The sequence below is a fragment of the Nocardia aurea genome, assembly GCF_003123685.1.
Lineage (GTDB): Bacteria > Actinomycetota > Actinomycetes > Mycobacteriales > Mycobacteriaceae > Nocardia > Nocardia aurea.
Genome location: NZ_QCYJ01000170.1, coordinates 86,017 through 106,919 on the forward strand (window position 1 = coordinate 86,017; position 20,903 = coordinate 106,919).

General features: G+C 67.6%; 17 protein-coding genes and 1 pseudogene. 15 read left to right on the plus strand and 3 right to left on the minus strand.

Annotated features, from left to right (window positions below):
• Complete coding sequence (locus tag DAT37_RS40125) at positions 1-1,542, minus strand: hypothetical protein (RefSeq protein ID WP_109530181.1); 1,542 nt, start codon at positions 1,540-1,542, stop codon at positions 1-3.
• A gap of 88 nt (positions 1,543-1,630) precedes the next feature.
• On the opposite strand from DAT37_RS40125, the gene DAT37_RS40130 reads away from it, so the two are divergent.
• The 15 genes and pseudogenes from DAT37_RS40130 (at position 1,631) to nuoN (ending at position 18,474) form a co-directional block, all read left to right on the plus strand.
• Positions 1,631-2,080, plus strand: a complete 450-nt coding sequence (locus DAT37_RS40130) for an Rv3143 family two-component system response regulator (protein WP_109530361.1) — start codon at positions 1,631-1,633, stop codon at positions 2,078-2,080.
• 519 nt (positions 2,081-2,599) lie between these two features.
• Positions 2,600-2,974, plus strand: a complete 375-nt coding sequence (locus tag DAT37_RS40135) for an NADH-quinone oxidoreductase subunit A (protein ID WP_408637493.1) — start codon at positions 2,600-2,602, stop codon at positions 2,972-2,974.
• Between the two features lie 57 nt (positions 2,975-3,031).
• Entirely contained in the window at positions 3,032-3,586 is a 555-nt protein-coding gene (locus DAT37_RS40140; protein WP_109530183.1) for a NuoB/complex I 20 kDa subunit family protein, read from the plus strand.
• A complete protein-coding gene (locus tag DAT37_RS40145) occupies positions 3,583-4,359 on the plus strand; it encodes an NADH-quinone oxidoreductase subunit C (RefSeq protein WP_109530184.1) in 777 nt (258 codons plus the stop codon). The genes DAT37_RS40140 and DAT37_RS40145 overlap by 4 nt, the downstream gene beginning before the upstream one ends.
• The gene (nuoD, locus tag DAT37_RS40150) at positions 4,359-5,690 is read left to right on the plus strand and encodes an NADH dehydrogenase (quinone) subunit D (RefSeq protein WP_408637490.1); all 1,332 of its coding nucleotides are present in this window, start codon (positions 4,359-4,361) and stop codon (positions 5,688-5,690) included. Before DAT37_RS40145 ends, nuoD begins: the two co-directional genes overlap by 1 nt.
• On the plus strand, positions 5,687-6,406 hold the full coding sequence (nuoE, locus tag DAT37_RS40155) for an NADH-quinone oxidoreductase subunit NuoE (RefSeq protein WP_109530185.1): 720 nt from the start codon (positions 5,687-5,689) through the stop codon (positions 6,404-6,406). The genes nuoD and nuoE overlap by 4 nt, the downstream gene beginning before the upstream one ends.
• Positions 6,403-7,752 carry an NADH-quinone oxidoreductase subunit NuoF gene (nuoF, locus tag DAT37_RS40160; RefSeq protein WP_109530186.1) on the plus strand — a complete coding sequence of 450 codons (1,350 nt, stop codon included), beginning with the start codon at positions 6,403-6,405 and terminating at the stop codon, positions 7,750-7,752. The genes nuoE and nuoF overlap by 4 nt, the downstream gene beginning before the upstream one ends.
• Positions 7,749-10,232: an NADH-quinone oxidoreductase subunit G gene (locus DAT37_RS40165; RefSeq protein ID WP_109530187.1), complete on the plus strand. Its 2,484-nt coding sequence runs from the start codon at positions 7,749-7,751 to the stop codon at positions 10,230-10,232. Before nuoF ends, DAT37_RS40165 begins: the two co-directional genes overlap by 4 nt.
• A pseudogene (gene nuoH / locus DAT37_RS40170) lies at positions 10,225-11,520 on the plus strand (NADH-quinone oxidoreductase subunit NuoH); the annotation flags it as partial. The gene DAT37_RS40165 and the pseudogene nuoH, both read left to right, overlap by 8 nt.
• A 15-nt stretch (positions 11,521-11,535) precedes the next feature.
• Positions 11,536-12,108, plus strand: coding sequence for an NADH-quinone oxidoreductase subunit NuoI (gene nuoI, locus DAT37_RS46590; RefSeq protein ID WP_408637494.1), 573 nt, complete (start codon positions 11,536-11,538; stop codon positions 12,106-12,108).
• Positions 12,105-12,935, plus strand: a complete 831-nt coding sequence (locus tag DAT37_RS40175; protein ID WP_109530189.1) for an NADH-quinone oxidoreductase subunit J — start codon at positions 12,105-12,107, stop codon at positions 12,933-12,935. Before nuoI ends, DAT37_RS40175 begins: the two co-directional genes overlap by 4 nt.
• Positions 12,932-13,231 (plus strand): NADH-quinone oxidoreductase subunit NuoK, encoded by a 300-nt coding sequence (nuoK, locus tag DAT37_RS40180; RefSeq protein ID WP_063048808.1) that lies wholly within the window; start codon positions 12,932-12,934, stop codon positions 13,229-13,231. The genes DAT37_RS40175 and nuoK overlap by 4 nt, the downstream gene beginning before the upstream one ends.
• A gap of 1 nt (position 13,232) precedes the next feature.
• The gene (nuoL, locus tag DAT37_RS40185; RefSeq protein ID WP_109530190.1) at positions 13,233-15,119 is read left to right on the plus strand and encodes an NADH-quinone oxidoreductase subunit L; all 1,887 of its coding nucleotides are present in this window, start codon (positions 13,233-13,235) and stop codon (positions 15,117-15,119) included.
• The gene (locus tag DAT37_RS40190; RefSeq protein WP_109530191.1) at positions 15,116-16,759 is read left to right on the plus strand and encodes an NADH-quinone oxidoreductase subunit M; all 1,644 of its coding nucleotides are present in this window, start codon (positions 15,116-15,118) and stop codon (positions 16,757-16,759) included. The genes nuoL and DAT37_RS40190 overlap by 4 nt, the downstream gene beginning before the upstream one ends.
• A gap of 77 nt (positions 16,760-16,836) precedes the next feature.
• A complete protein-coding gene (gene nuoN, locus DAT37_RS40195) occupies positions 16,837-18,474 on the plus strand; it encodes an NADH-quinone oxidoreductase subunit NuoN (protein WP_109530192.1) in 1,638 nt (545 codons plus the stop codon).
• Between the two features lie 85 nt (positions 18,475-18,559).
• Here the strand turns inward: nuoN and DAT37_RS40200 are convergent, their stop codons facing one another.
• Both DAT37_RS40200 and DAT37_RS40205 read right to left on the minus strand, forming a co-directional pair.
• Positions 18,560-19,540: a BMP family ABC transporter substrate-binding protein gene (locus DAT37_RS40200; protein ID WP_109530193.1), complete on the minus strand. Its 981-nt coding sequence runs from the start codon at positions 19,538-19,540 to the stop codon at positions 18,560-18,562.
• Positions 19,541-19,616: 76 nt separating this feature from the next.
• Positions 19,617-20,903 (minus strand): amidohydrolase, encoded by a 1,287-nt coding sequence (locus DAT37_RS40205; RefSeq protein WP_232840289.1) that lies wholly within the window; start codon positions 20,901-20,903, stop codon positions 19,617-19,619.

The window sequence follows — 20,903 nt, forward strand, 5'->3', positions numbered from 1 at the left end:
TCAGATCTTCTTGTCGGTCATCCAGAGCCACCACTGCCGCGTCGACCGGATCGGCCCCATCCTGGGGCAGAAACCGACCGCGGCCAGGTCGTCGGTGATCTCCTGCGCGGCGATCTGCAATCCGAGGAAGGTGTCGACGCCGACGAACGGTCCGCCCAGTGTCGCGCTGCCGGAGGCGTAGACGCGTCCGTTGCCGCTGCGGGTGCCGATGAGTTCGAAGGTGGTGTCGACATCGAGTCGTCCGACCGGATTACGGCCCGCGCCGGTGTGATCGAGCAGATCCGCGAGCAGTCGGTGTTCACGGATATCGGCCTCGAGGCCCGTGCAGTCGATGACGTAGTCGACGGTCACGTCGAAGGGTTGCGTCGGTGGCGGAAACGGCAGCGGCGCGGTCGGATCGGGGACGATGGTCGCGATCACGCCCTGATTGCCGTGTGCCGGACGCGGCGCGCGCATCGTTCCCGCCATCACCTGGTACCAGCCCTGGACGCGCCCGCGCCGCAACTGCCGCTGCCACAGCCGCCGGATCGGGGTGTTGGTGCCCGCGAATTCCCGGTATGCCTGCGCGCGCTGCTCACCTTGCAGTCCGCGCACCTTCTGTTTGAGCTGCCCGCCCCACACCGATTTCGGATAGTTGAAACCTTGGTAGGCCCAACCGTCGCCGCCCTTGCGGCGGTTGAACAGGTTCTTGCCGTGCGCGCCCGCCACATAGGTGCGGAACAGGTGCACGATCCTGGTGTCGAGGTGGAATTTGTCGCGGTCGTCGACGAGGCGTTGCAGCACCCGGCTCGCGACGATGCCGCTGCCCCTGATCAGTACCGTGCCCGGTCGGCGTTGCAGTGCCTGATAGACGTGTTCGTGCGGTTCGTAGGCGTTGACCACCCGGGTCGGGTCACGATGGCGTTCCCGGTATTCCTGGAGATCCGGCAGCAGTTTCAGGCCCGGGTAGCCGACCGCGATATGCACGTAGGTGCTGCGGAAGGCGATCCGTTTGGTCGGCGTCGTGCCCGCGGGCGGGGTGAGGATGGTGAAGTAGCCGCCGCCGTGACGTTTGCGCACCATGCGAACCTGCCCGTTGCGCAACGAGTTCGCGTATCCGATGCGATGGAACTCCCGCTCCATCCCGGCGAAGGCCTGTCCGGCCCTCGGGGTGTAGTAGTTGGCGAAGATCGGTTCGACCAGCACGTTCCACAGCGGTCCGAACTTCTTGTCCGCGAACGCCTCGCGCACGGCATAGGAGGGGAAGCCCCAGATATTGTCCGGCGTCGAAGCCGAATCACTGCGCAGCCGCTCGCTGCGGGGGATCTGGGACACCCTGGTCAGATACTCGTAGGACGACCACGGATGACGTTGCGGGCCGAGTACCGCCATCGCCGCCGCCGGGACCCCGTATATCCGCAAGGTGTCGTAGGTGACGAAGGAACCGATCCCGCTGCCCACCGTGACGAAAGGTATGTCGATCACCGGAATTCCGGCGGCCCCGAGCATTTCGTCGGTCCACACGTCGGTTTCGACGAGACCGGTCGTGATATCTCCCCGCATTTCCCGGACTCTACCGACAGATTCTTGTCGTCCACCGGGTGATGGTCTTGCAGTGCGGGAGCCGACGCGCGAATCGTTCTGCGCCAACATGCCACGGGCCGTGCCCCCGCGGACGTACCATCCGTGCGTGGCCGATTCGAATCGTTCCACCCCGCTGCGGGTGCTGGTCTACAGCAACGACGCCGACACTCGTCGTCAGGTGATGCTGGCCTTGGGCAAGCATCCACATCCCGATCTTCCGATCCTGGAGTACCTCGAGGTCGCCACCGCCCCGGTGGTGATCGAGCGGATGGACGCGGGCGGCATCGATCTGGCGATCCTCGACGGTGAGTCGACGCCCGCCGGTGGACTCGGTATCGCCAAGCAGCTCAAGGACGAGATCGCCGAATGCCCGCCCGTGCTGGTGCTCACCGGCCGTCCGGACGACGCCTGGCTGGCGAACTGGTCGCGCGCCGAGGCCTCGGTGGCGCATCCGATCGACCCGATTCGGCTGACCGAAGCCGTCGTCGCGCTGTTGCTGAGCCGTATCGCCGCCTGATCGATTCCCTCCGACTATCACCGCGCCGCGCGCGTCTGCTCGCGCGCTCGGCCATGACCGATGAGTGATCGTCACGAATCGCCGGCTGCCTTCTGTTCTCGGGTCGACGCCACGCCACGATGGCCGAGGCCGGTATGACCGCGCCCGTCGGCAGCCCGAATACTCGCCGGTAACCGGCCGACCCGAACCCTGACACCGGTCCGTCACGTGACGGTCGCGGGCGATTACCCCCGTTTCAGTCATGAATCGCAGTTCCGAATGCGATCAAACATCCCGCCGAAAGAAGATCGCGACGTCCGGCGTCGGTTGTAGTCTGTGCCGTAGCTCACACAGTTGCGAGACCGGTATGAATTCGAGGCCAGGATTCGTCCGGCTCGTGCCGCGGGAGCGAGGCCATGGGGCGAGTCTGGCCGGGCGGACAACGACGTCAGCCGCCTCGGAAGCTGTCACCAGCCGTCACCGAGCCCCAGCTCACGAAACCGGGGCCCGCTCGCAAGGAGGGCACACGCAGTCGTGAACATGGAGTTCCCCACACTCGTCCTCGGCGCGATCGCCGCCGCGTTCGGGATCTTCTCGGTCCTGATGGCGTCGCTGATCGGCCCCAAACGTTACAACCGGGCCAAGCTCGAGCCCTACGAGTGCGGTATCGAACCCACCCCGCACGCCATGGCGGGCGGGCCGGGAAACATTACTGGACAACGCTTTCCGGTGAAGTACTACCTCACCGCGATGCTGTTCATCATCTTCGACATCGAGATCGTGTTCCTCTACCCGTGGGCCGTCCACTTCGACGCACTCGGTCTCTTCGGTTTCGCCGCGATGGCGTTGTTCATCTTCAACGTGTCCGTCGCCTACGCCTACGAATGGCGCCGCGGCGGGCTCAGCTGGGACTGACCTCGCCGAATCCCGGTTCCCCCAGCCCCACGTTTCGAGAGTGAGAAGTAGTCGGATATGGGTCTCGAAGAAAAACTGCCGAGCGGATTCCTGCTCAGCACAGTGGAAGATTTCGCCGGATACCTCCGCAAGGGTTCGCTGTGGCCCGCGACCTTCGGCCTCGCCTGCTGCGCCATCGAGATGATGGCGACCGGCGCGGGCCGATTCGATATCGCCCGCTTCGGCATGGAGGCGTTCCGCGCCTCACCGCGCCAGGCCGATCTGATGATCGTGGCCGGGCGGGTCAGCCAGAAGATGGCACCGGTACTGCGTCAGGTCTACGACCAGATGACCGAGCCGAAATGGGTGCTCGCCATGGGCGTCTGCGCCTCCTCCGGCGGCATGTTCAACAACTACGCCATCGTGCAGGGCGTCGATCACGTCGTCCCGGTCGACATCTACCTGCCCGGTTGCCCGCCGCGCCCGGAGATGCTGCTCAACGCGATCCTCGCGCTGCACGCGAAGATCCAGGAGATGCCGCTCGGGGTGAATCGGGAGGACGCGGTGCGGGCGGCCGAACAGGCGGCGCTGGCCTCGACGCCGACCATCCGGATGGAAGGTCTGCTGCGATGACCTTCGACACCCCCGACAACACCGAGATCCGATCGACCCACGCCGACACCGATGCCGCCGCCACCGCGGGGCCGGAAGGCACCCTGCCCCCGCAGGACCCGACACCCGAGGGCGACGAGGTCATCGGTGTGCGGCGCGGCATGTTCGGCATCTCCGGCACCGGTGACACTTCCGGCTACGGGCGCCTCGTCCGGCCGGTCACCCTGCCCGGCAGTACCCCCGCCCCGTTCGGCGGCTACTTCGACGAGGTGGTGGATTCGCTGCGCGCCGCCCTCGCGGCCGCGAACATCCCGCTGGAGACCGCGATCGAGAAGATCGTGGTCTTCCGCGGCGAATTCACCCTGCACGTGCGGCGCGAACACCTGGTCCGGGTGGCCCGCGCGCTGCGCGACGACCCCGCGTTGCGATTCGAACTGTGCCTGGGCGTCAGCGGCGTGCACTACCCCGACGACGCCGGGCGCGAATTGCACGCGGTGTATCCGCTGATGTCGATCACCCACAACCGCAGGCTGCGCGTGGAGGTGTCGGCTCCCGACGCCGACCCGCACATCCCGTCGCTGTACGAGGTCTATCCCACCACCGATTGGCACGAACGGGAGACCTACGACTTCTTCGGCATCCTCTTCGACGGCCACCCCTCGCTGACCCGGATCACGATGCCGGACGACTGGCGTGGCCACCCCCAGCGCAAGGACTACCCGCTCGGCGGGATCCCGGTCGAATACAAGGGCGCGCGCATCCCGCCGCCCGACGAGCGGAGGGCGTACAGCTAGTGAACGACATCGATACCAGGCCCGGTGCGCGCGACGCCGGGTCCGAACCGACCGTGGTCACCGTCGCCGGCCAGGACTGGGACCAGGTCACCGAGATCATCGACGGGGCGGGCGAAGAACGCATCGTCGTCAACATGGGTCCACAGCATCCGTCGACGCACGGCGTGCTGCGACTGATCCTGGAAATCGAGGGCGAGACCGTCACCGAGGCCAGATGCGGCATCGGCTATCTGCACACCGGCATCGAGAAGAATCTCGAATTCCGCAACTGGACGCAGGGCGTCACCTTCGTCACCCGGATGGACTACCTGTCCCCGTTCTTCAACGAGACCGCCTACTGCCTCGGCGTCGAGAAACTGCTCGACATCACCGAGCAGATTCCCGAGCGCGCCACCGTCATCCGGGTCATGCTCATGGAACTCAACCGCATCTCCTCGCATCTGGTGGCCCTGGCCACCGGCGGCATGGAGATGGGCGCGCTGACGCCGATGCTGTTCGGCTTCCGCGAACGCGAGCTGATCCTCGACGTCTTCGAGACGATCACCGGTTTGCGCATGAACCACGCCTACGTCCGCCCGGGCGGGCTCGCGCAGGATCTGCCCGACGACGGCGTCACCAAGGTTCGTGAACTGCTGGCCCTCATGCCGAAGCGGTTGCGCGACATGGAACAACTGCTCAGCCAGAACCCCATCTGGAAAGCGCGGACACAGGACGTCGGCTACCTCGATCTCACCGGCTGCATGGCACTGGGCATCACCGGTCCGGTGTTGCGCGCCACCGGCCTTCCGCACGATCTGCGCAAATCCCAGCCCTACTGCGGTTACGAGAACTACGAATTCGACATCCCCACCACCACCGGCTGCGACTGCTACGGCCGCTACTGGATCCGCGTGGAGGAGATGAAGGAATCGCTCAAGATCGTCGAACAATGCCTCGACGCCCTGCCGTCGGGGCCGGTCATGGTGGACGACAAGAAGATCGCCTGGCCCGCCGATCTCGAACTCGGCCCGGACGGGCTCGGTAATTCCCCGCGCCACATCGGCCGCATCATGGGCACGTCCATGGAGGGTCTCATCCACCATTTCAAGCTGGTCACCGAAGGTATCCGAGTCCCGGCGGGACAGGTGTACACGGCGGTGGAGTCGCCGCGCGGCGAACTCGGCGTCCATATGGTCAGCGACGGCGGCACCCGCCCGTTTCGGGTGCACTATCGCGACCCCTCGTTCACGAATCTGCAAGCGGTGGCGGCGATGTGCGAAGGCGGCATGCTCGCCGACGTCATCGCCGCCGTCGCCAGCATCGACCCGGTGATGGGTGGTGTCGACCGATGACCGAGATCCTGCTCAAACTCACGACCAGGCCCGAACCGTATCCCCCGTACGTGCACGATCGCCTCGGCGCCGACGCCGAGGCGATCATCGCCCGCTACCCGCACCCGCGCTCGGCGCTGCTCCCACTGCTGCACCTGGTGCAGGCCGAGGAGGGCTATGTCACCGGAACCGGTATCGAATTCTGTGCCGAACAACTGGGATTGACCGGCGCGGAGGTCACCGCCGTCGCGACCTTCTACTCCATGTACCGGCACAACCCCACCGGCGAATACCACGTCGGCGTCTGCACCAACACGCTGTGCGCGGTACTCGGCGGTGACGCCATCCTCGCCGCGCTCGAAGAACATCTCGGCATCGAACACGGTGAGACCACCGAGGACGGCGCGATCACCCTCGAACACGTCGAATGCAACGCCGCCTGCGATTTCGCGCCGGTGATGATGATCAACTGGGAATTCTTCGACAACCAGACCCCGGAATCGGCGCGCGCGCTGATGGACGCGCTGCGCGCCGGTCAACGCGTACGCCCGACCCGAGGCGCGCCGCTGTGCACCTTCAAGGAGACCGCGCGCATCCTCGCCGGATTCCCGGACGAGCGTCCCGGCGTACTCGACGGCGCGGCGGGCGAAGCGACACTGGCCGGACTGCGCGTCGCGCGGGAACAGAACATGCAAGCCCCCCCACCGAATTCCGGCACGTCGGAGGGCACCCGATGATCCTGACCCCCGTCCTCACCGAACACTGGGACGACCCCAATTCGTGGACCATCGACACCTACCGCCGCAACAGCGGATACCAGGCGTTGCGCACCGCGCTGGGCATGGAACCGGACCAGGTCATCCAGACCGTCAAGGACGCGGGCCTGCGCGGCCGCGGCGGCGCGGGATTCCCGACTGGGCTGAAATGGGGTTTCATCCCGCAGGGCCCCGGCCAGGGCGGCACCGGCAAACCGCACTACCTGGTCGTCAACGCCGACGAGTCCGAACCCGGCACCTGCAAAGACATTCCGCTGATGATGGCCAGCCCGCACACCCTCATCGAGGGCGTCGTCATCGCGGCGTACGCGATCCGCGCGAACACCGCGTTCATCTACCTGCGCGGTGAGGTCGTCCCGGTGCTGCGCAGGCTGCACGCGGCCGTCGCGCAGGCGTACCAGGCCGGACTGCTCGGCCGCGACATCCTCGGCTCCGGTTTCGACCTCGAACTCATCGTGCACGCGGGCGCGGGCGCCTACATCTGCGGTGAGGAGACAGCACTGCTCGATTCGCTGGAGGGACGCCGCGGCCAGCCTCGGCTGCGTCCGCCCTTCCCCGCCGTCGCGGGCCTGTACGCCTGCCCGACCGTGGTGAACAACGTCGAATCCATCGCCAGCGTGCCGCCGATCATCCAGCGCGGCACCGACTGGTTCCGATCCATGGGCAGCGAGAAATCTCCCGGCTTCACCATCTACTCCCTGTCCGGGCACGTGGCCAGGCCGGGCCAGTACGAGGCGCCGCTCGGCATCACCCTGCGCGAACTGCTCGACTACGCGGGCGGCGTGCGCGCCGGGCATCGCGTGAAATTCTGGACCCCTGGCGGTTCGTCCACCCCGCTGTTCACCGACGAACACCTGGATGTGGCGCTCGACTACGAGGGTGTCGCGGGCGCGGGATCCATGTTGGGCACCAAGGCATTGCAGATCTTCGACGACACCACCTGCGTGGTGCGCGCGGTCCTGCGCTGGACCGAGTTCTACGCGCACGAATCGTGCGGGAAATGCACGCCGTGCCGCGAGGGCACCTACTGGCTCGTGCAGCTGCTGAAGCGCGTCGAGCAGGGCCGAGGCACCGAATCGGATCTGCGCAAACTGCTCGATATCAGCGACAGCATCAACGGCAAGTCGTTCTGCGCCCTCGGTGACGGCGCCGCCAGCCCGATCCTGTCCTCGCTGAAGTACTTCCGCGAGGAATACCTGGACCACCTGCGGCTGGGCGGATGCCCGTTCGACCCGGCGCGGTCCACCGTATGGGCCGACTCCGCGCACAGCCACCGAGCGCTCGGTCAGGAAGAAGGGGTGCGATGACAGCTACCGTGAACGCCGGAACCAGCGGGGTGGTTCCGGCCGACCTGGTCACCGTCGTCATCGACGGCGCCTCGGTCAGCGTGCCCGCGGGCACGCTGGTGATCCGGGCGGCCGAACTCGTCGGCATCCAGATCCCGCGCTTCTGCGACCATCCGCTACTCGACCCGGTGGGGGCCTGCCGCCAATGCCTGGTCGAGGTGGAGGGGCAGCGCAAACCCGTCGCCTCCTGCACCCAGACGGTCAGCGAGGGCATGGTGATCCACACCCAGCTCACCTCGCCGGTCGCCGAGCGGGCGCAGGAGGGCGTGATGGAGTTGCTGCTCATCAATCATCCGCTGGACTGCCCGGTCTGCGACAAGGGCGGCGAATGTCCGCTACAGAACCAGGCGATGTCCTCGGGTCGGCCCGAAACCCGGTTCGAAGGCGTCAAACGCACCTATCCCAAACCGATTCCGCTGTCCACCGCCGTGCTGCTCGACCGGGAACGCTGCGTGCTGTGCGCCCGGTGCACCCGCTTCGCCCAGCAGGTGGCGGGCGACCCGTTCATCGAACTGATGGATCGCGGAGCCCTCGAACAGGTCGGCACCGCGCAAGCCGAACCCTTCGATTCCTACTTCTCCGGCAACACCGTCCAGATCTGCCCGGTCGGCGCGCTCACCGGCGCCAGTTACCGATTCCGCGCCAGGCCCTTCGACCTGGTGTCCAGTCCGAGCGTGTGCGAACACTGCGCGTCGGGCTGTGCGCAGCGCACCGATCACCGGCGCGGAAAAGTGCTGCGGCGCTTGGCCGGTGACGATCCGCAGATCAACGAGGAGTGGAATTGCGACAAAGGCCGCTGGGCCTTCGCCTACGCCACCGAACGCGACCGTCTCACCACACCCCTGGTGCGCGGCTGGGACGGCGGTCTGCATCCGGCGTCCTGGTCCGAGGCACTGACCGCCGCGGCCCAGGGTCTGGCCGCCGCCCACGGTAACGCGGGGGTGCTCGTCGGCGGGCGCGTCACCGAGGAAGACGCCTACGCCTACGCGAAATTCGCTCGAATCGCGTTGGGCACCAACGATGTCGACTTCCGCGCCCGCGCCCATTCCGTCGAGGAAGCCGAATTCCTCGCCTCGCGGGTGGCCGGTCAGGGCGTCACCGTCGACTACGACAGCCTCGACCGCGCGCCGATGGTGCTGCTCGCCGGATTCGAACCGGAAGAGGAATCCCCGATCGTCTTCCTGCGGTTGCGCAAATCCGCCCGCACCCGCGGCCTGCGGGTCTACGGCATCGCGCCCTTCGCCACGCGCGGACTCGAACGGATGTCGGGATCGCTGCTCACCTGCGTCCCCGGCACGGAAACCCACGTGCTCGAGGCATTGCGCACCCGCGACGCCCTGCTCGCGGGCACCGATCCGCAGCGACTGAGCGCGGCGGCGAGGGCATTGCGCGAACCGGGCGCGGTGATCCTGATCGGCGAACGGATGGCGGCGGTACCGGGCGCGTTCTCGGCCGCGGCGCGACTGGCCGAGGAGACCGGCGCGGACCTGGTCTGGGTGCCGCGGCGCGCCGGTGAACGCGGCGCGGTCGAAGCGGGCGCCATGCCCGGACTGCTGCCCGGCGGTCGCCCGGTGACCGATCCGGCCGCGCGCCAACAGGTTCGCAACTTCTGGCAGGTCGACGACCTGCCTGCGACCCCGGGCCGCGACACCGCCGCGATCCTCGATGCCGCTCCGTTCCTGGGCGCGTTGGTGATCGGCGGCGTCGACATCGCCGACCTGCCCGATCCGAGCGCGGCACTGTCGGCCATCGACGCGGCCCGGTTCGTGGTCAGTCTGGAACTGCGGCACAGCCCGGTCACCGACCGCGCCGATGTCGTGTTCCCGGTCGCGACCGCGATGGAGAAGGCGGGCACCTTCCGCACCTGGGAGGGCAGGCCGCGCCGATTCGACGCCGCGCTCGGCGATTCGACGGTGCTGCGCCGCGCCGCGCAATTGTCGGATCATCGTGTGCTGCACGCCATCTCCGAGGAGATGTCGGTGCCGCTGCGCCTGCCCGACGCCGCCTCCGCGCGCGCCGAACTCGTCCGCCTCGGCGCCTGGGACGGACTGCCCGTCCCGCCGCCGGAATACGGCGCGGATCCGGTGCCGCACCCCGAACAGGGCGAGGCGGTACTCGCCTCGTGGCGGATGCTGCTCGATCAGGGCCGAATGCAGGACGGCGAACCGAATCTGGCCGGTGTCGCCCGACCGCCGGTGGTGCGACTGTCCGCGGCGACCGCCGCCGAGATCGGCGCGGCCGACAACGACGCGATCACCGTCGGCACCGACCGCGGCCTCGTCACCCTGCCGCTGAAGATCACCGAGATGCCCGACCGGGTGGTCTGGTTGCCGATGAACTCGCCCGGCAGCTCCGTCTACGAGCAACTCGCCACCGGTCCCGGCGGCGTCGTCGCGATCCGGCGCGCCGACGAGAGGATGAAGGAGCACCGTCATGAGTGATCCCGCGCTGTTCGCGACGGCTCCCACCGGACCCTCGGTGGTGACGGATGCCGCGGGCTACGGCCCCGACTCGCTGGCCCTGTTCGGCCACGACCCCCTGTGGCTGATCATCGCCAAATCCCTGGCGATCTTCGCGTTCCTGCTGCTCACCCCGATGATCGCGGTGGTGGCCGAGCGAAAGATCGTGGCGCGCATGCAGATGCGGCTCGGGCCGAACCGGGTCGGGCCGGGCGGATCGCTACAGGCGGTCGCCGACGGCGTGAAGATGGCCCTCAAAGAGGACATCATCCCGGCCATCGTCGACAAACCCATCTACATCCTGGCGCCGATCATCGCGATCACCCCCGCCTACATGGCCTTCGCGGTCATCCCGTTCGGCGGTGAGGTCTCCATCGCCGGGCACGCGACGGCGTTGCAGCTGACCGACCTTCCGGTCGCGGTGCTCTACATCCTGGCCATCACCTCGATCGGGGTGTACGGAATCGTGTTGGCGGGCTGGGCTTCCGGGTCCACCTACCCGCTGCTGGGCGGCCTGCGCTCCACCGCGCAGGTGATCTCCTACGAGATCGCGATGGCGCTGTGCTTCGCCGCGGTCTTCCTGCACGCGGGCACCATGGCCACCTCCGGCATCGTGTCCGCGCAGTACGGCACCTGGTTCGTCTTCCTGTTGCTGCCCTCGTTCCTGATCTACTGCGTGTCGATGGTCGGCGAGACCAACAGGGCGCCCTTCGACCTGCCCGAGGCCGAAGGCGAACTCGTCGGCGGATTCCACACCGAGTACTCCTCGCTCAAATTCGCCATGTTCATGCTCGCCGAGTACATCAACATGGTCACGGTGTCGGCGCTGGCCACCACGCTGTTCCTCGGCGGCTGGCACGCACCGTGGCCGGTCAACATGTGGTCGGGCGCGAACTCCGGCTGGTGGGGACTGCTCTGGTTCACCCTCAAGGTGTGGACGTTCCTGTTCGTCTTCATCTGGTTGCGCGGCACCCTGCCCCGGCTGCGCTACGACCAGTTCATGGCGCTGGGATGGAAACTGCTGATTCCGGTGTCGCTGCTGTGGGTGATGGTCGTGGCGGGGATCCGGGTGCTCGACATCGAGGGCGTCCACATCCAGACCCCGGCGCTGGTCGTCAGCGGACTCGTCATCACCGCGCTCATGGTGTGGCGGTTCCTGCGCGCGGGCCGGGCGGTCGGAAAACCGGTGCCCGAACCCGATCCGGAACCGACCGGATCCGGTGTGTCCGGTGTCTTCTTGGGATTCCCGACCCCGCCGCTGCCCGCCCGCGCGCACGGAAGCGACATCCACGAGGCGGGCCTGTTCGAACCGCTGGCCGGTTTCGCCGTCACCGCGCGAACCATGTTCAGGAAGCCCAATACCGAGTCCTATCCGGAACAGAAAGTGCCGACCGCGGCTCGGTATCACGGACGCCATCAGCTGAACCGGTACGCGGACGGACTGGAGAAATGCATCGGCTGCGAACTGTGCGCGTGGGCATGTCCCGCCGACGCGATCTTCGTCGAGGGCGCGGACAACACCGAGGCGGAACGCTTCTCGCCGGGTGAACGCTACGGGCGGGTCTACCAGATCAACTACCTGCGTTGCATCGGCTGCGGTCTGTGTATCGAAGCGTGCCCGACCAGGGCGTTGACGATGACCAACGAGTACGAACTCACCGACGACAACCGGGCCGACCTGATCTACGAGAAGCAACAGTTGCTCGCCCCGATGGAACCGGGAATGTCCCCGGTCCCGCACGCGATGCATCCGGGCACCACCGAGGGCGATTACTACCGCGGCGATATTCCCGGCGGCCACGGTCCCGGCGCGACCGCGCCGCCCGCGACCGTCGGTGCGGAAGGAGGTGCGCGATGACCGCCACGACACTGCTGCTCGCCGCGGAACCGCTCGCCAGGACTTCGACCGACGAGGCTGTCCTGTTCTGGATCCTGGCCCCGGTGGCCGTGGTCGGCGCGCTCGGCATGGTGTTCTCCACCAAGGCGGTGCATTCGGCGCTGTGCCTTGCCGCCACCATGCTCACCCTGGCCGCGTTCTACATCGCCCAGGACGCGCTGTTCCTCGGCGTCGTGCAGATCGTCGTCTACACCGGCGCGGTGATGATGCTGTTCCTGTTCGTGCTGATGCTCGTCGGTGTCGACTCGACCGAATCGCTGAAGGAGACGCTGCGCGGGCAGCGCCTGGCCGCCGCCGCGGTCGGACTCGGCTTCGGCATCCTGCTGATCAGCGGAATCGCCACCGGGGTACGCGATTCCGATATCGCCTTCCCCGCCACCGGTTTCCCCGGGCGTGATGTCATCGCCGAACTGGCCGAGCTGATCTTTGTGCGCTACGTGTGGGCCTTCGAACTCACCGGGGCGCTGCTGATCACCGCCACCATCGGGGCGATGGTGCTCGCGCACCGGGAACGGTTCGAACCGCAGCCCGATCAGCGCGAGATGTCGCGCCGCCGCTTCCGCGACCGCGACAAGCGAGCCACTCCGCTGCCGACCCCCGGCGTGTACGCCCGCCACAACGCGGTCGACATTCCGGCCAGGCTGCCGGACGGTTCGTTCGAGGAGCTGTCGGTGAGCAGCATCCTGCGCCACCGCAGGAACCGGGCGTCGACCGAGGCCGCGGTCCTCTCGGTCGGCACCCCCGCTACACCCCCTCGAGAGTCCACTGACGAGGAAGGCAACCGGTGAATCCCGAGAACTACCTGTTCCTGTCCGCCCTGCTGTTCACCATCGGGGCGGCGGGCGTGCTGCTGCGACGCAACGCCATCGTGGTCTTCATGTGCATCGAATTGATGCTCAACGCCGTGAATCTCGCATTCGTCACCTTCGCCAGGATGCACGCCGACCTGGACGGGCAGGTGTTCGCGTTCTTCACGATGGTGGTCGCCGCGGCCGAAGTCGTCGTCGGACTCGCCATCATCATGACCATCTTCCGCGCCCGCCGCTCGACCTCGGTCGACGACGCCAATCTGCTGAAGTTCTGACGTGGATACGGCAACGCTCTGGCTGCTGCCCGCCCTGCCGCTGGCGGGCGCCGTCTTCCTGCTGCTGATCGGGCGCTACGGGCGACGATGGGGTCATCTGCTCGCGTGCGCGACCGCGCTGGCCTCGTTCGGGGTCGCGGTGTGGGCGTTCTTCGGCATGCTCGGCCGCGACGGCGAGGACCGCGCGATCCATCTCGACCTGTTCCAATGGGTGCCGGTGGCCGGTCTCCGGGTCGACTTCGGACTCCAGATGGACCAGCTGTCCATCTGTTTCGCGCTGCTCATCACCGGCGTGGGAACCCTGATCCACATCTACTCGGTCGGCTATATGGCCCAGGATCCGGCGCGCCGGCGGTTCTTCGCCTACCTCAACTTGTTCCTGGCGGCCATGCTGCTGCTGGTCCTGGCGAACAACTACCTGGTCCTGTACCTGGGCTGGGAAGGCGTCGGGCTCGCCTCCTACCTGCTGATCGGTTTCTGGAGCGAGAAGCCCTCGGCGGCAACGGCGGCCAAGAAGGCCTTCGTGGTCAACCGGGTCGGTGACATGGGTTTGGCACTGGCGATGATGGTCATGTTCGCCACGTTCGGCTCCGTCGGTTTCGGGCCCGTCTTCGACGCGGCGCCCGGCGCGAGCGAGGGGACGCTGACCGCGATCGGCTTGCTGCTCCTGCTCGCCGCCTGCGGCAAATCCGCGCAGGTGCCGCTGCAATCCTGGCTCGGGGACGCGATGGAGGGCCCGACACCGGTCTCCGCGCTCATCCACGCGGCGACCATGGTCACCGCGGGCGTCTACCTGATCACCCGCTCCAACGCCATCTTCGACCTGGCGCCCAACGCCCGGCTCGCGGTGGTGCTGGTCGGCGCGGTGACGTTGCTGTTCGGCGCGATCATCGGCTGCGCCAAGGACGACATCAAGAAAGCGCTCGCCGCCTCGACCATGAGCCAGATCGGATACATGGTGCTGGCCGCGGGACTCGGACCCGCCGGATACGCCTTCGCGATCATGCATCTGCTCACCCACGGGTTCTTCAAGGCGGGGCTGTTCCTCGGCGCGGGTTCGGTCATGCACGCGATGGACGACGAAACCGATATGCGCCGCTACGGCGGATTGCGCACCCTGCTGCCGATCACCTACGCCACTTTCGGACTCGGCTATCTGGCCATCATCGGGGTGCCGCCGTTCGCGGGGTTCTTCTCCAAGGACAAGATCATCGAGACCGCGTTCGACCAGGGTGGGGTCAACGGACTGGCGCTCGGTGCGATCACCTTGCTCGGCGCGGGCCTGACCGCCTTCTACATGACGCGGGTGATGTTGATGACGTTCTTCGGTGAGCGTCGCTGGAAACCCGACACCCACCCGCACGAATCCCCCGTCGTGATGACCGGGCCGATGATCCTGCTCGCTGTCGGCTCGGTGGCCTCGGGTCTGCTGTTCGTGCTCGGTTCCTCGTTGCAGAACTGGCTGGAACCGGTCGTCGGCGCCCATCACGGTGAACCGACGGTGCCCGCGGCCGTGGTCACCGCGCTGGCGTTGATCGTGGTCGCGGTCGGTGTCGGAGTCGCCTACTTGCAGTACGCGCGACGCCGGGTGCCCGAGACCGCGCCGGAACCGGTGACCCCGTTGACCGTCGCGGCGCGCCGCGATCTCTACGGCGACGCGATCAACGAGGGCGCGTTCATGCGGCCGGGACAGCATCTGACGCGGTCGCTGGTATTTCTCGACACTCGCGGAATCGACGGCGTCGTCAACGGCACCGCCGCGACGATCGGCGGACTCTCGGCACGCGTCCGCCGGGTCCAGACCGGATTCGTGCGGTCCTACGCCCTGTCCATGTTCACCGGTGCGGCCCTGGTCGCCGCGGCCCTGTTGGCAGTGAGGCTCTGGTGAGTGACTTTCCTTGGTTGACGACGCTGTGGGTTCTGCCCGTCATCGGTGCGGCGGTGACCCTGGCGATGCCCGCCGCGCGGCGCACCCTCGCCCGCGCGGTCGCGCTGTGCTTCTCGGTCGCGGTACTCGCCGTCGGCATCGTGGTCGCGGTGCTCTTCGAGCCCGGCGGTGAGCAGTTCCAGTTCGTCGAAGCACGCGAATGGATTCCGGCGTTCGGAGCGGGCTATACCGTCGGAATCGACGGCATCGCCATGGTTCTCGTACTGCTCACCGCCGGGCTCGTGCCGCTGCTGATTCTGGCGGGCTGGCACGACGATCGGGTTTTCGGCGGCGCGCCCGAGGACGCGGCGCCGACCCGGCACGCGCACATCTACGTGGCCCTGACCCTGCTCGTCGAGGCGATGGTGCTGGTCTCGTTCGTGTCGCTGGACATCCTGCTGTTCTACGTGTTCTTCGAGGCGATGCTCATCCCGATGTATTTCCTCATCGGCGGTTTCGGCGCGCGCACCGCCGACGCCTCGGCACGGCAGCAGCGTTCGCGCGCGGCCGTGAAATTCCTGCTGTACAACCTGTTCGGCGGTTTGATCATGCTCGCCGCGGTGATCGGACTGTATGTGGTCACCGCGCGTGAGGGTCTCGGGGCGGGCGGCGGTGGCACCTTCGATCTGCGCGACGTGATCGCCGCCGCCAACTCCGGGCAGCTCGGCGCGGCGCCGGCGGTGTTGAACGCGCTGTTCCTCGGTTTCATGTTCGCCTTCGCGGTGAAGGCGCCGCTGTGGCCGTTGCACACCTGGCTGCCCGACGCGGCGGTGGCCGCGACACCGTCGAGCGCGGTGCTGATGATGGCGGTGGTCGACAAGGTCGGCACCTTCGGCATGCTGCGCTACTGCCTGCTGCTGTTTCCCGAGGCGTCGAGTACCTATGCGCCGCTGGTGATCACGCTGGCGGTGATCGGCATCGTGTACGGCGCGCTGCTCGCCATCGGTCAGACCGATGTGATGCGGTTGATCGCCTACACCTCGATCTCGCATTTCGGGTTCATCATCCTCGGCATCTTCGCCATGACCAGCCAGGGCCAGACCGGGGCGACGCTGTACATGGTCAACCACGGCATCTCCACGGCGGCGCTGTTCCTGATCGCCGGATTCCTGGTGTCGCGCCGCGGCACGCGGGTCATCGCCGAATACGGCGGTGTCCAGAAGGTCGCGCCGGTGCTGGCCGGTACCTTCTTCATCGCCGGTCTGGCCACCCTGTCGCTGCCGGGCCTGGCGCCGTTCGTCAGCGAATTCCTGGTGTTGATCGGCACTTTCAGCCGCTATCAGGCGGCGGCGGTGGTGGCCACCATCGCGCTGGTGCTCGCCGCGCTGTATGTGCTGTGGCTCTACCAGCGGATGATGACCGGTCCGGTGACGAAGGGCAACGAGCACCTCTCCGATCTGGTGCCGCGGGAGATGATCGTGGTGGCCCCGCTGATCGCCGCGCTCATCTTCCTCGGCGTCTACCCGAAACCGGTACTGGACTTCATCGATCCCGCGGTGGGGCAGACCCTCACCACCATCGGGAAACACGATCCGGAACCGTCCGTGCCCGCGCTGCCCGAGGCGGGCGCGGCGGATCGGCCGGGAGGTGGGCACCGGTGAGGCCGTTGTGTTTTCTGCTGCTCGTCGCCGGGCTGATCAACCTCGCGACCCGGGTCTCCCTGACAAGGACGGCATAAGTGACTTCCCAGGATTACGGAACCGTGCTCGCCGCCACCGTGCCCGCGCCGAGTATCGAATACAGCACCCTGTCCCCCATGCTGATCGTCTTCGGCGCGGCGGTGGCCGGTGTGCTGGTGGAGGCGTTCGCGCCGCGCCGCTTCCGCTACGGCATCCAGGTGGTGCTCGGAGTCGCCGCGTTGGCGGCGGCGCTGGCGGCGGTCGTGTTGTTGGCGGGCACCTCGGAGACGGCGGTGTCGGGCGCGGTCGCGATCGACGGGGTGACACTGCTGTTGCAGGGCACGATCCTGGTGGTGTCGATCCTGGGTCTGCTGCTGATCGCCGAACGTGGCATCGAAGGCCGGGCAGTCGCGCGATCGGGGCCGGGTACCTGGAGTCGTGCCGCCGCGACAGCCGAACGTGGCGGTCACCGCAGCGATGCCTTCACCGCGCAGGCCGCGGCGGTGCCGGGCAGCGCCGACGAAGCGGCGGCCGACCGGGCGGGGGCGGCCACCACCGAGGTGTTCCCGCTGACCATGCTGGCCATCGGCGGTCTGCTGCTCTTTCCCGCCTCCAATGATCTGCTGACGATGTTCGTCGCCCTCGAGGTGCTGTCGCTGCCGCTGTACCTGTTGTGCGGGCTCGCGCGCCGGAATCGGTTGCTCTCCCAGGAATCCGCGCTGAAGTACTTCCTGCTCGGTGCGTTCTCCTCGGCGTTCTTCCTCTACGGCGTCGCCCTGCTCTACGGCCAGGCGGGCACTGTCGAATTGCCGGGCATCGCGGCCGCGATCGCCGGGAAGCCCTCCGACGACGCCGTGCTCGCACTGCTCGGCACCGCCATGCTGGCGGTCGGTCTGCTGTTCAAGATCGGCGCGGTGCCTTTCCAGTCCTGGGTGCCCGATGTGTACCAGGGCGCGCCGACACCGATCACCGCGTTCATGGCCGCAGCGACCAAGATCGCGGCAGTCGGTGCGTTGTTGCGTGTGCTGCAAGTCGCGGTGCCGCAGTTGCGTGAGGACTGGCGGCCGATCCTGGCCGCCGTCGCGATCGCCACGATGGTGGCGGGCGCGGTCATGGCGATCACCCAGACCGATATGAAGCGCATGCTCGCGTATTCGTCGGTCGCCCACGCGGGTTTCATTCTCACCGGCCTGGCCGCGGCCGACGAAGCGAGCGTCAGCGCGGTGCTGTTCTATCTCATGGCCTACGGGCTCAGCACGATCGGCGCGTTCGCCGCGGTCTCGCTGGTCCGCGGCGCCGACGGCGGCGAGGCGACCGGCTTGGCGCAGTGGGCGGGTCTCGGGCGCACGAGTCCGCTCCTGGCGTCGCTGTTCGCGCTGTTCCTGCTCTCGTTCGCGGGTCTGCCGCTCACCAGTGGTTTCGTCGCCAAGTTCGCGGTATTCGGTGCCGCGGCCTCGGCCGACGCGATCTATCTGGTGATCGTCGGTGTGCTGTGCAGCGCGATCGCGGCCTTCTTCTACGTCCGCGTCATCGTCCTCATGTTCTTCACCGATCCCCCCGCGGACGCTCCCCGGGTCGTGACCCCGGTGCTGACCTCCATGGTGGTCGCCGGAACCGCCGCCGCCACCCTGGTTCTGGGCATCCTGCCCCAGCCGCTGCTCGATCTGGCCGAGCGGGCGTCGACTTTCGTCCGCTGATCGCCGCTGAACGCCGGAGTACGCAACACTCACGGCTGCGGGCCTGAGAGGGTGGCAGTCGTGAGTGTTGCGTACCGGCGTGACCCTACTGGATGACGATCACTCCGGATGCCAGATCGGCCTTGACCTTGTCCATGGTGGCCACCGTCTCCGGTGCGGCGTCGCACAGGACGAAGTCGGTGGCTCCGGTGGCCGAGGCGATGCCGAAGCGGACCTGTTCGGCGGCGAAGGTGTCGTTCAGGACGGCGTCGACGGCGAATTCGAGTTCGGCGCCGGTGTCGCTCTTGACGTATCCGGCGAATCCGGCTTCGGAGCCGCAGGCTTTGACCAGCGGGCCGCCGACGACGACGGCCTGTCCTTCCTTGGCTGCTTGGGCCAGCCCTTGGCGTCCGAGGTTGAGTTGTTGACCGAACGCGCCCGCGCCCGCGCCGACCTGGGCCTGGGCGGCCTGACGCGCTTTGGCGACGTCGTTGAAATCGCCGACGTACTGCGGTGGCAGGACGGTGACGTCGGGTTTGACGTGCGCGGCGCCCTGTTCGAATGCCTTGGCCGTCTTGACGATCGCGGGCAGTTCCATGCCGCCGACGAATCCGACCTTGCCGGTTTTGGTGACCAGGGCGGCGTAGGCGCCCGCGAGGAATCCGCCGTCGGCCTGGACCGGGTCGTAGTAGGCGAGGTTGGACATCGGCGCGGCGTCGGCGGGGCCGCCGATCTCGACGAATTTCACGTTCGGGAAGGCGGGGGCGACCTGGCGCAGGACCGAGTCTGTTTGGCCGCCGAAGGAGACGACGAGGTTCGCGCCGGTGGCCAGGCGGGTGAGGACCTGTTGGTAGTCGGCGGTGGCGACCTGTTCGACCTTGGTGAGCGACACCTTGTCGGCGAGTTCGTTCTCGATGCGCTGGTATCCCTCGTAGCCGGATTGCATGAATCCGTCGTCGGAGAGCGATCCGGGGAACATGACGCCGACCTTCAGTTTTCCGCCTCCGGTGTCGTCGGCGCTGCCGCAGGCCGTCAATGCGCAGGCCGCCACGGATACGAGTGCGGCGACGACAGCGAATTTCTTCATGGAATTTCCTTCTAGACAGTTAGTGGTATGCCATTAAGGTAGGAGTGGTCGATTTCCAGGGGATTTCACGCAGGTATCACGCCGCGACCACCTCTCCGTCGCACAGCACCAAGGTCCGGGACGCGCGGGCGATCACCGCTTCGGCGGCCGTGTCGGCCTCGACCGCGACCAGGTCGGCACGGAGGCCCGGGGCGAGGCCGTAGTCGGTGAGACCGAGGGCGGTCGCGCCGCCGAAGGTGGCCGCGCGCAGGGCCAGTTCGATGTCCTCGTCGGCGTAGCACTGTGCCCGCTCGGCCAGCCGGTGCGCGCGGTGCATCATGTCGCCGTCGCCGTAGGGCGACCACAGGTCCCGGATCCCGTCGTTGCCCAGCGCGAGATTCGCGCCAGCGACGTGCATCTCACGCAGGGGCGCGACCGGATCGTCGTGGGCGGCGCAGGTCGCGAGGCTGATCCCGGCTTCGGCCGACCCCGCGATCAGGTCGGCTCGCCGCGCCGCGTCGACGTCACCGAGGGCGTAACCGTGCCCGATGGTGACGCGGCCGTTCATGCCGGTGGCCAGGGTGCGTTCGATGATCGACTCGAACTGCCACGCGCCGAGGGTGCCCCGGTCGTGCAGGTGCACGTCGATCGGGACGTCGTGTTCCAGGGCGAGTCCGAAGACGGTGTCGAGGTGGCGCACGGGGTCGCGGTCGACACCGGCGGGGTCGATGCCGCCGACCACCTGCGCGGCTCCGGTGCGCAACGCCCGGTCCATCAGTTCGACGGTGCCGGGATTGGTGAGCATCCCGAACTGCGGGAATGCCACCTGCTGCACCGTGATCCGCCCTTCCAGACGGTCGACGGCGGTGGCGAGTGCGGTGAACCCGTCCAATCCGAGTTCGGGGCAGATATCGGTGTGCGTGCGTACGCGGGTGGTGCCGGCGGCGAGCATCGCGGTCAGCAACGCGGTGATGCGCTCGGCGTCGGGGACCCCGAATTCGGCCCGTCGCCGCTGGACGTAGGCGATCTTGTCGCGCAGGGCGTTACCGGCCGTATTGGGCACCCACGGACCGCCCCACAGGGTTTTGTCGAGGTGGCAGTGGGCGTCGACGAGACCGGGCAACACCAGCGCGCCCGCGAGGTCGATGGTGCGATACGTCGACGCGGCTCGCGCGCCGTGCCCGACGGCTCCCGGTGCCGAGCCGCGGTCGGCATGATCAGGGAAGTCCGAGTCTCGGTGCTCGGACGCGCGAGCAGGCGCGACCGATCGCGACGCGTCGGCATCTGCGTGCGTGGCGATCTCGACCAGCCGACCGTCAACGACGCGGAGATCGACGGGCTTCTCCGCGCCCCACATCCGCGCGTCGCACAGCAGCAGATCCAT